The 9,563-nt window shown below is 64.8% G+C and carries 11 protein-coding genes; 4 read left to right on the top strand and 7 right to left on the bottom strand.

The window, feature by feature from the left end; translation table 11 throughout:
• From DEO45_RS02265 to DEO45_RS02255, 3 genes are all read left to right on the top strand, one after another.
• On the top strand, positions 1-691 hold a 691-nt coding region (locus DEO45_RS02265; RefSeq protein ID WP_114340702.1), incomplete at its 5' end, for an SIS domain-containing protein.
• A gap of 242 nt (positions 692-933) precedes the next feature.
• On the top strand, positions 934-1,212 hold the full coding sequence (locus tag DEO45_RS02260; RefSeq protein ID WP_114340701.1) for a BrnT family toxin: 279 nt from the start codon (positions 934-936) through the stop codon (positions 1,210-1,212).
• Complete coding sequence (locus DEO45_RS02255) at positions 1,181-1,501, top strand: BrnA antitoxin family protein (protein WP_114340700.1); 321 nt, start codon at positions 1,181-1,183, stop codon at positions 1,499-1,501. The genes DEO45_RS02260 and DEO45_RS02255 overlap by 32 nt, the downstream gene beginning before the upstream one ends.
• Before the next feature lie 449 nt (positions 1,502-1,950).
• On the opposite strand, the gene DEO45_RS02250 is transcribed toward DEO45_RS02255, so the two are convergent.
• The 7 genes from DEO45_RS02250 to rfbB all read right to left on the bottom strand — a co-directional run bounded on the left by DEO45_RS02250 (position 1,951) and on the right by rfbB (position 8,096).
• Positions 1,951-2,478 (bottom strand): GNAT family N-acetyltransferase, encoded by a 528-nt coding sequence (locus DEO45_RS02250; protein WP_114340699.1) that lies wholly within the window; start codon positions 2,476-2,478, stop codon positions 1,951-1,953.
• Positions 2,475-2,753 carry a DUF1778 domain-containing protein gene (locus tag DEO45_RS02245; RefSeq protein ID WP_114340698.1) on the bottom strand — a complete coding sequence of 93 codons (279 nt, stop codon included), beginning with the start codon at positions 2,751-2,753 and terminating at the stop codon, positions 2,475-2,477. Before DEO45_RS02245 ends, DEO45_RS02250 begins: the two co-directional genes overlap by 4 nt.
• Before the next feature lie 248 nt (positions 2,754-3,001).
• Complete coding sequence (locus tag DEO45_RS02240) at positions 3,002-4,414, bottom strand: mannose-1-phosphate guanylyltransferase/mannose-6-phosphate isomerase (protein ID WP_114340697.1); 1,413 nt, start codon at positions 4,412-4,414, stop codon at positions 3,002-3,004.
• A gap of 232 nt (positions 4,415-4,646) precedes the next feature.
• The gene (gene rfbD, locus DEO45_RS02235) at positions 4,647-5,594 is read right to left on the bottom strand and encodes a dTDP-4-dehydrorhamnose reductase (protein WP_114340696.1); all 948 of its coding nucleotides are present in this window, start codon (positions 5,592-5,594) and stop codon (positions 4,647-4,649) included.
• On the bottom strand, positions 5,591-6,148 hold the full coding sequence (gene rfbC, locus DEO45_RS02230) for a dTDP-4-dehydrorhamnose 3,5-epimerase (protein WP_114340695.1): 558 nt from the start codon (positions 6,146-6,148) through the stop codon (positions 5,591-5,593). Before rfbC ends, rfbD begins: the two co-directional genes overlap by 4 nt.
• The gene (rfbA, locus tag DEO45_RS02225) at positions 6,145-7,029 is read right to left on the bottom strand and encodes a glucose-1-phosphate thymidylyltransferase RfbA (RefSeq protein ID WP_114340694.1); all 885 of its coding nucleotides are present in this window, start codon (positions 7,027-7,029) and stop codon (positions 6,145-6,147) included. Before rfbA ends, rfbC begins: the two co-directional genes overlap by 4 nt.
• The gene (rfbB, locus tag DEO45_RS02220; protein ID WP_114340693.1) at positions 7,026-8,096 is read right to left on the bottom strand and encodes a dTDP-glucose 4,6-dehydratase; all 1,071 of its coding nucleotides are present in this window, start codon (positions 8,094-8,096) and stop codon (positions 7,026-7,028) included. Before rfbB ends, rfbA begins: the two co-directional genes overlap by 4 nt.
• 274 nt (positions 8,097-8,370) lie before the next feature.
• Between rfbB and DEO45_RS02215 the strand changes: the two genes are divergently transcribed.
• Complete coding sequence (locus DEO45_RS02215; protein WP_114340692.1) at positions 8,371-9,537, top strand: cystathionine gamma-synthase; 1,167 nt, start codon at positions 8,371-8,373, stop codon at positions 9,535-9,537.
• Positions 9,538-9,563: the final 26 nt, after the last annotated feature.

The following is a 9,563-nucleotide window of genomic DNA, read 5'->3' as shown; positions in this document are numbered from 1 at the left end:
GGTGGTGCGCGAGGCGGACCTCAAGCTGATGACCCGCGCCGGTCCCGAGATCGGGGTGGCCTCGACCAAGGCCTTCACCACCCAGCTGGCCGGCCTGGCCCTGCTCACGCTGGAGCTGGCCCGCCGCCACGGGCTCGACGACCAGCGCTACGCGGCGCTGTGCGCCGAGCTGCAGCACCTGCCGCGGGCGGTCGAGAACGCGTTGCAGCTGGAACCGGCGATCATTGCGCTGGCGGGTGACTTCATCCACCGCCAGCACGCGCTGTTCCTCGGCCGCGGCGTGCAGTATCCGGTGGCGCTGGAAGGCGCGCTGAAGCTCAAGGAGATCTCCTACATCCACGCCGAGGCGTATGCCGCCGGCGAGCTCAAGCACGGTCCGCTGGCGCTGGTCGACGAGAACATGCCGGTGATCGCGGTGGCGCCGAACGGCCCGCTGCTGGACAAGCTGAAGTCCAACCTGCAGGAAGTGCGCGCCCGCGGCGGCCGCCTGATCGTGTTCGCCGACGGCGCCGCCGGCATGGACGACATGGCCGGCCATGGCGCCATGTTGCGCGTCGAATCGGGCGGCGCCTTCATCGCCCCGGCCGTGTTCACCGTGCCGCTGCAGCTGCTCGCCTACCACGTCGCCGTGATGCGCGGCACCGACGTCGACCAGCCGCGCAACCTCGCGAAATCGGTCACCGTCGAATAGGGCGGCGACCGGACAACGGCTGTTTTTGGTGCGACCGAATAGAAAATCAAACTGAGGAATAGAGGTTCCAACAGGAGGGTCGACGGGGCGGCCATCGGCACAAAAGAGATTCCAACGGCATGCCTGGCAAGTCGACGCACTGGCGCATGCTGAACTGCGCTGCCGTAGCAGATGGCCTCGGAGCGCGACTTGATTGTAACAACAATTGTAGTTACAATCGGCTCATAACTGAGTACCACCCTATGACCCTGAGTTTTGAATGGGACGATGAAAAAGCCGCTTCCAACCTGACCAAGCACGGCGTGCCGTTCACGCTGACCGCCCGCGTTTTCTACGACCACGAACGCCTTGACCGCTACGACGGCCGCGAGGACTACGGCGAGGATCGTTTCCTCACCATCGGTCTCGTCGGCGACGTGGAGTTGGTCGTCACATACACCGTGCGAGGCGACGCCATCCGCCTCATTTCCGCCCGAAAGGCCGAACGCCATGAGCAACGCGACTACTGGAAAAACCGTTAGGTTCACCCTCGACCCGAACACGCCGTTGAGCGCGGACGACAAGGCGGCACTCGCTCGCCTGGCCGTCATGTCCGACAGCGAAATCGACTGCAGTGACATTCCGCGCAGCCCGGCTGACGCTGAGTGGACGCGTCCTGGTGTTCCTCTTTCGGCCGAGAACAAACGCCAGATCACGCTTCGCCTGGATGCTGATGTCCTGGACTACTTTCGGCACGCCGGCTCGCGGTACCAAACCCGCATCAACCAAGTGCTACGCGCCTACATGCAGGCGCACCTCGGCAAGCGATGACCGATGAGCAGACCCACAACCAGATGGTTAGGTGCCAAGTGAGCGCTTTTGGGCGAATCTCGGCCCTACCCCCAGTTGGCAGCTCTATTGGTTTACGTTCAATGTTTGCCCAGTGCTCGCGGCGTGTTTTGGCGACTATTTCGTAGCACGAAGCACTGCTTGAACAGGTTCAGGCCGCAAGGGTGCTGGATTTGCATTGGAAGTTCTATTCGACCGCACCAGTTTTGGTAAGACCGAATAGAGGTTCCAATTGGGTAATAGAAGTTCCAGCTACAGGTCGGCCACGGCCTGGCTCTGCTGAGACAAAAGGCCGGAAACGGCTGCGTTGACCGCTGCGAGTTGGTGTTTCTGATGCGCCGGTCTATCTTGCCGTGGAGGCGAATGTCGGCCTTGTTGCCATCTTTCGATGTGCGCGGCGCCGGCAGCGAGGCTCCAAGACGGCATGATTTCTACAGAAGACCTTTCGCCTTCAGCTCCGCCTCGAACGTCGCGAGGGCCATCACCAGCGTGAGCGGCTTGTCGGCCAGTGCCATGGCGCCATAGCTGGCGTACCACGCGGCAGCGCTCTCGTTCTTCGCATCGATCATGAGCAAGACCCCCCCCACAACGTCGGCGGCGCGCAAGCAGCGCCGTGCGGCCATCGCGAGGAGCTGACCGCCGAGACCACCGCCTTGCCGCCGTTTGTCCGTCGCGATACGCGCGAGCCTAAAACCCGGCACGTCGTGATGCGCCAAGCCCTTGCACACCTGCTCGGGCGTATCCGCGTAAGCGAGCGCCCCAGGCGCCAAGCTGTAAAAGCCGAGAACCGTCTTGCCGTCCGCGTCGTCGACGGCGACAAAGGTTTTCGCGCCGCCGGCCTCGTGGCTCTGACGCGCGTACTTGTGAAGGAACTCGTTCATCGCGGAATCGCCGCAGTCGAACAACTTGCGATCATGCTTCTTGGAGATCGGTTCCTCGTGCCAGGCGGGGACGCTCATCCCTGCTTGGGCAGCGCCGCGATAGCCTTGCGCAGCTTGGCGTTCGGCGCCGGCGGGTTTTCGAGCATCCTCAGCACCGCAACACTGTCCCTTTCCGACAGGATGATGCGCTCGGCCTCCGCAATCACCGCCTTGGCTTCGCGCAAGGCCGGTTGCAGCACGAAATCCGTCAGATCGGTGTGTCGCAGCGCAGCCGCCCGCACGAGCGTGGCCTTCTGCTCGGGCAAAACCCGCAGATTCATCCGCTTGTTGTCATCGACAGCGACTCGAGGCATGGCTCTTTACTCCTATGTACTCATTTAAAGAGTACAACTAAAATGCCTTTATATCAATTCGTAAGTATTCAATCCGTACAGCTGTCGAGCGCCGACAAGGGGAGCGATGCCGACAGCGAGGTCGCAATCAGGCTTCGCACTCGGGGTAGGGTTGGAATCTCTATTCAGTCTCACCAAGCCCGCTGGCGGGCGCTGCTTTTGAAATGCATCGCCCGCCAGCGGGTTCCTGCGGCGACTAAGGTCTGGCCTCAGGCGCGGCCGTAGACGTCGTCGTAGCGCACGATGTCGTCTTCGCCCAGATAACTGCCGGACTGCACCTCGATCAGTTCCAGCGGCAGCTTGCCGGGGTTGCGCAGGCGGTGCCTGCTGCCGAGCGGAATGTAGGTGCTCTGATTTTCGCCGAGCAGGAACACCTTGTCGTCGCAGGTCACCTCGGCGGTGCCGGAAACCACGATCCAGTGCTCGGCGCGGTGATGATGCTTCTGCAGGCTCAACGCCGCGCCGGGCTTGACCACGATGCGCTTGACCTGGAAGCGTTCGCCCTCTTCCAGCGAGTCGTAACTGCCCCACGGCCGGTAGACCACGCGGTGCAGCGAGTGCTCGCTGCGGCCGGCGGCCTTCAGCTGCTCGACGATCTTCTTCACGTCCTGCGCAGCGTCGCGGTGTGCCACCAGGGTGGCATCCGGCGTGGTCACCACGATCAGGTCGTCGACGCCGACGGTGGCAATCAGATGGCGCTCGTGCGAACGCAGCAGCGAATTGCGCGTGTCCACCGCCATGGTGTCGCCTTCGCGCAGGTTGCCCTCGGCATCCTTGTCGCCGGTCAGCCACAGCGCCGACCACGAGCCGATGTCGCTCCACGCGCAGCTGACCGGGACCACCGCGGCGCGGCGGGTCTTTTCCATCACCGCGTAGTCGATCGAGTCGTCCGGCACCTGCGCGAACGCGTCGCGGTCGATGCGCACGAAGTCGAGGTCGGCGGTGGCTTTCGCGTGCGCCGCGCGCACCGCGGCCAGCATCGCCGGCGCGTGCGCGGCCAGCTCTTCCAGGTAGCGCGAAGCCTTGAACAGGAACATGCCGGAGTTCCAGTCGTAGCCGCCGTCGGCGAGGTACGATTCGGCCGTGGCCAGGTCGGGTTTCTCGACGAACTGCTCCACGCGAAAACCGTGGCCGTCGATCGCCTCGGCGCGACGGATATAGCCAAAGCCGGTCTCGGCGCGATCCGGGCGAATGCCGAAGGTGACCAGCCAACCCTGTGCCGCCAGCGGCATTGCCTGCCTTACGCCCTCGACGAAGGCGGCGGTGTCGCCGATCAGGTGGTCCGCCGGCAGCACCAGCAGCATGGCGTCGGCGTCGCGATGCAAGGCTTGCAGTGCACCCAGCGCGATGGCCGGTGCGGTATTGCGGGCCAGCGGCTCCAGCACGATGGTGGCGTCCGCGATACCCGCCTCCAGCAGCTGGTCGGCGGCGAGGAAGCGGTGGTCCTCGCTGGCCACCACGATCGGCGCGGCGACGTCCGGCAGTTGCCGGGTGCGTGCGATGGTCTGCTGGAACAGCGTGCCCTTGCCGGCCAGTTCCAGGAACTGCTTGGGCAGGTTCTTCCGCGAGACCGGCCACAGCCGGGTACCGCTGCCGCCGCTGAGGATGAGGGGGATCAACATGACTGATCCTTTTCAGTGCTTGCTTGTGACCAGCCTGAGCATTGCATCATGCAGGCCGTGCTGCCAGTAAGGCAGCGTGAAGTTGAAATATCGCTGGAAGCCGGCATTATCCCGCAACGATCAGATCCTGATCCAGCTCCGTAAGGCGGGCACCGGCCGCCAGATCTTGAGCCAGGGCAAAAGCGGCGGACCGTGTCCGCCCTACGAAACGAGCGCAGCGCCCACGGGTGAGTTACTGCTGAGGATCGCTGGGTTTGTTGCCGAGTTGGGCAATCACGCTGTACAGGCTGTCGCGCCAGTCCGGTAGAAGCGCGCCAAACTGCCGCTGGAAATTCGTGTTGTCCAGCAGTGACCACTCCGGACGCACGGCTGGCGTGGGGAATTCGGCACTGCTGATCGGAATTACCCGCGGTTGGCGGGCAAGCAAGCCCCGCGCCGCGGCCTGCTCGAAGATCGCGCTGGCGAAGCCGTGCCAGGTCGTCGCGCCGCTGGCGACCAGGTGGTGGGTGCCCGCCAGTGCGCGGCGCTGCACGCCATCCGACTGCAGCCAGCGGTCGAGCGCAGCGAGCGTGCCGCGCACGATCAGCATCGTATCGGTGGGTGCGCCGTGCTGGTCGGACACCACGCGCAGCTCGTCGCGTTCCGCGCCCAGACGCAGCATGGTGCGCAGGAAATTGTGGCCGTGCGCGGCGTAGACCCAGGCGGTGCGGAAGGTGAGGTGATTGGCGCCGCTGTCATGCAACGCCTGCTCGCCGGCGAGCTTGCTGCGGCCGTAGGCGCCGAGCGGGCCGGTGGGCGCGTCGACGGCATACGGCTGCGCCTGCCTGCCGTCGAACACGTAGTCGGTCGAATAGTGGATCACCAGCGCGCCGTGCGCCGCGGCCCACTGGCCCAGCACGCCGACGGCCTCGCCGTTGACGCGGGTGGCCAGCGCCTCTTCCTGCTCGGCACGATCCACCGCGGTATACGCGGCGGCGTTGACGATCACGTCAGGTCGCAGGCGGTCGAGCAGGGCGGGCAGCGATTCGGGGGAGGACAGGTCGGCGATCTCGCCGCGGCCACCGGCAGCCAGGACGCCGTCACGGCTGGCGACTACCACTTCGCCGCGGGCGGCCAGGCCGCCGTCCTCGATGAAGCTGCGGCCGAGCTGGCCGTTGGCGCCGAGCAGCAGGATCCTCACGGCCGGTAGACCGGCAACCGCTCGGGCGGCACGTCCGCGAGCAGCGGCGTCTTGCCGTCCTTGTCCGACAGCAGCGGTGCGCTGATCGGCCAGTCGATGCCGAGCGCGGCATCGTTCCAGCGGATGCCGGCGTCGGCCTTCGGCTCGTACAGGGCGGTGCACTGGTAGGTGAAGGTGGCGAACTCCGACAGCACGCAGAAGCCGTGCGCGAAACCTTCCGGCACCCAGAAGTGGCGATGGTTGTCGGCGGTCAGCATCACGCCGGCCGACTGCCCGAACGTGGGCGAGCCGCGACGGATGTCCACCGCCACGTCATACACCTCGCCTTCCAGCACGCTGACCAGCTTGCCCTGCGGATTCGGCCACTGGTAATGCAGGCCGCGCAGCACGCCGCGAGCCGAGCGCGAGACGTTGGACTGCACGAAGCGATGGTCGACGCCGGCCTCGCGGTACTTCGCCTCGTTGTAGCTTTCATAAAAGAAGCCGCGGGCATCGCCGAACACCTGGGGTTCGAGAATCAAGGCACCGGGCAGCGTCGTTTCGATGATCTTCATCGCGCCAGGCCCTGTTGAGTCAATTGTTGCAGGTACTGCCCATAACCGGTCTTGGCCAGCGGAGCGGCCAGTGCCAGCAACTGCTCGGCGTTTATCCAGCCATTGAGATAAGCAATCTCTTCCGGGCAGCACACCTTCAGTCCCTGCCGATTCTCGATCGTCTGGATGTAGTTGCCCGCTTCCATCAACGACTCGTGGGTGCCGGTGTCCAGCCAAGCGAAGCCGCGACCGAGCTGCTCCAGGTGCAGCGAGTCGTCGTCGAGGTAGCAGCGGTTGAGGTCGGTGATTTCCAGCTCACCACGCGGCGAGGGCTTCAGCGAGGCAGCGTAGTCGCACACACGGCCATCGTAGAAGTACAGGCCGGTGACGGCGTAATGAGACTTCGGCTGGGCCGGTTTTTCTTCCAGCCCGATCACCTTGCCAGCGCCGTCGAATTCGGCCACGCCATAGCGCTCCGGATCCCTCACCCAGTAACCGAATACGGTCGCGCCATGTTCGCGCGCGGCGGCGCGCTTGAGCCGCTCGGTGAAGCCGTGGCCGTAAAAGATGTTGTCGCCCAGCACCAGGCAACTCGGCTTGCCGTCGACGAAGTCGCGGCCGATGGTGAAGGCCTGCGCCAGCCCGTCGGGCGACGGCTGCACCGCATAGCGGATGTCGATGCCCCACTGCGAGCCATCGCCGAGCAGGCGCTGGAACATGTCCTGCTCGTGCGGGGTGTTGATCACCAGCACTTCGCGGATGCCGGCCAGCATCAGCGTGGCCAGCGGGTAGTAGATCATCGGCTTGTCGTACACGGGCAGCAGCTGTTTGCTGGTCGCGCGCGTGATCGGGTGCAGCCGGGTGCCGGAACCGCCGGCGAGGATGATGCCCTTCGTGCTCATGCGCCCAGCCTCTCCATGCGGTAGCTGCCGTCGAGCACGCGCTGCACCCACGGCTGGTGGTCGAGGTACCAGTCCACCGTGGCGGCGATGCCGCTCTCGAAGGTCTGCGACGGCTTCCAGCCCAGCTCGCGCTGCAGCTTGCTGGAGTCGATCGCATAGCGGCGGTCGTGTCCGGGGCGATCCCTCACGTAGGTGATCAACGATTCGCGCGCGCGTCCGTCGGCCAGCGGGCGACGTGCATCGAGCAGCGCGCAGATTGCCTTCACCACGGCGATGTTCTCGCGCTCGGCATTGCCGCCAACGTTGTAGGTTTCGCCCACCCGGCCGGCGTCCAGCACGCGGCGGATCGCGCTGCAGTGGTCGCCCACGAACAGCCAGTCGCGGATGTTCTTGCCGTCGCCATAAACTGGCAGCGATTCGCCGGCCAGCGCCTTGGCGATCACCAGCGGAATCAACTTTTCTGGAAACTGGTACGGCCCATAGTTGTTCGAGCAGTTGGTGGTCAGCACCGGCAGGCCATAGGTGTGGTGGAACGCGCGCACCAGGTGGTCGGAAGCAGCTTTCGACGCGGAATACGGCGAGTTTGGCGCGTACGGCGTGGTCTCGGTGAACTTGCCCTCGGCGCCGAGCGAGCCATATACCTCATCGGTGGACACGTGCAGGAAGCGGAACGCCTCGCGGGCAGCGCCTTCAAGGCTGCGCCAGTAATCGCGGGCGCATTCCAGCAGGCCCAGCGTGCCGACCACGTTGGTCTGCACGAACTCGGCCGGGCCGTCGATCGAACGATCCACGTGCGACTCGGCGGCGAAATTGACGATCGCCGCGGGCTGGTGTTCGGCCAGCAGCCTGGCCACCAGGGCACGGTCGCCGATGTCGCCGTGCACGAACACATGCCGATCATTGCCTTGCAGCGACGACAGCGTGTCCGGGTTGCCGGCGTAGGTGAGCTTGTCGAGATTGATGACCCGCAGGCCATCGGCCACCGCCTGCAACACGAAATTGGCGCCGATGAAACCAGCTCCGCCGGTGACCAGCAGGGTCTTGCACCTCGTGGATGATTCGTTCATCGAGTTGTCCTAAGTTTCAGCTGAGTGGGTCTGCAAGGCGGCTCGGGCGCCGAGTGGGCAGCAAATGATGCCGGTTCCGGGCGCGATGACCAAGCACGGGCGATGGCAACGGAGGCGCCGGACCGGGGAAGATGCTGAAAAACTGACAGTTTGCTCACTTTGAGATGAACGTCGTCTTCACCCAATTGCCCGGCAGTTAACCCTTAACGGCTAGAATTACCGGCTTGATCCTCATCCAGGTGGCCCGTTCTGGCGGGTTGGGAGAAACAGAACGATGAAAAGCGGCAAACAACGCAGTGAACAGGGAATGGGCACCCGCGCGATCCATGCCGGCCAGCATCCCGACCCCAGCACCGGCGCCATCATGACGCCGATCTACGCCACTTCGACCTACGTGCAGGAGAGCCCGGGCAAGCACAAGGGCTATGAATATTCGCGCACGCAGAATCCTACGCGGATGGCCTACGAGCGCTGCGTAGCGGATCTGGAGGGCGGTGTGGCTGGCTTCGCGTTCGCCTCCGGCCTGGCCGCGGCGGCGACCGTGCTTGACCTGCTCGACTCGGGCAGCCACGTGATCGCGATGGACGACCTCTACGGCGGCACCTACCGACTGTTCGAGCGGGTGCGCCGCCGTTCGGCTGGACTGGATTTCAGCTTCGTCGACCTGAACGACATGGCGGCACTGAAGGCGGCGCTGAAGCCGAATACCCGGATGATCTGGGCCGAGACACCGACCAACCCGATGCTGAAGCTGGTCGACCTGGCCAAGGTCGCCGCGTTCGCGAAGAAGCACGGCCTGATCCTGGTGGTCGACAACACGTTCTGCTCGCCGATGGTGCAACGGCCGCTGGAATTCGGTGCCGACCTGGTGCTCCATTCGGCCACCAAGTACATCAATGGCCACTCCGACATGGTCGGCGGCATCGTGGTTGCCGGCAGCCAGGAACTGGCCGAGCCGATGGGCTTCCTGCAGAACTCGGTGGGCGCGATCGCTGGCCCGTTCGATGCGTTCCTCGCCATGCGCGGCCTGAAGACCCTGCACCTGCGCATGCGCCAGCATTGCGCCAGCGCGCTGGAACTGGCGACGTGGCTGCAGAAACATCCGGCGATCGAGCGGGTGATCTACCCCGGCCTGAAGAGCCATCCCCAGCACGCACTGGCGAAGCGCCAGATGCACGGTTTCGGAGGCATCGTCACGATCGAGATGAAAGGCGGTCTGAAGAAGGCGCGGCGCATGCTGGAACGCTGCGAGTTGTTTGCGCTGGCCGAATCGCTCGGCGGCGTGGAAAGCCTGATCGAGCATCCAGCCATCATGACCCACGCCTCGGTGCCGGCGGCCAACCGCAAGCGGCTGGGCATCAGCGATGGGCTGGTGCGATTGTCGGTGGGTGTGGAGGACATTTCTGATCTGCGAGCGGAATTGGCATCAGCGCTGGCATGACAAGGGCTAAGCATGAGTCTTGAGAA

Source organism: Rhodanobacter denitrificans, from assembly GCF_003335105.1.
GTDB lineage: Bacteria > Pseudomonadota > Gammaproteobacteria > Xanthomonadales > Rhodanobacteraceae > Rhodanobacter > Rhodanobacter denitrificans_A.
The sequence above is the reverse complement of the archived record's forward strand: the minus strand, read 5'-3'. Positions and strand labels throughout refer to the sequence as shown.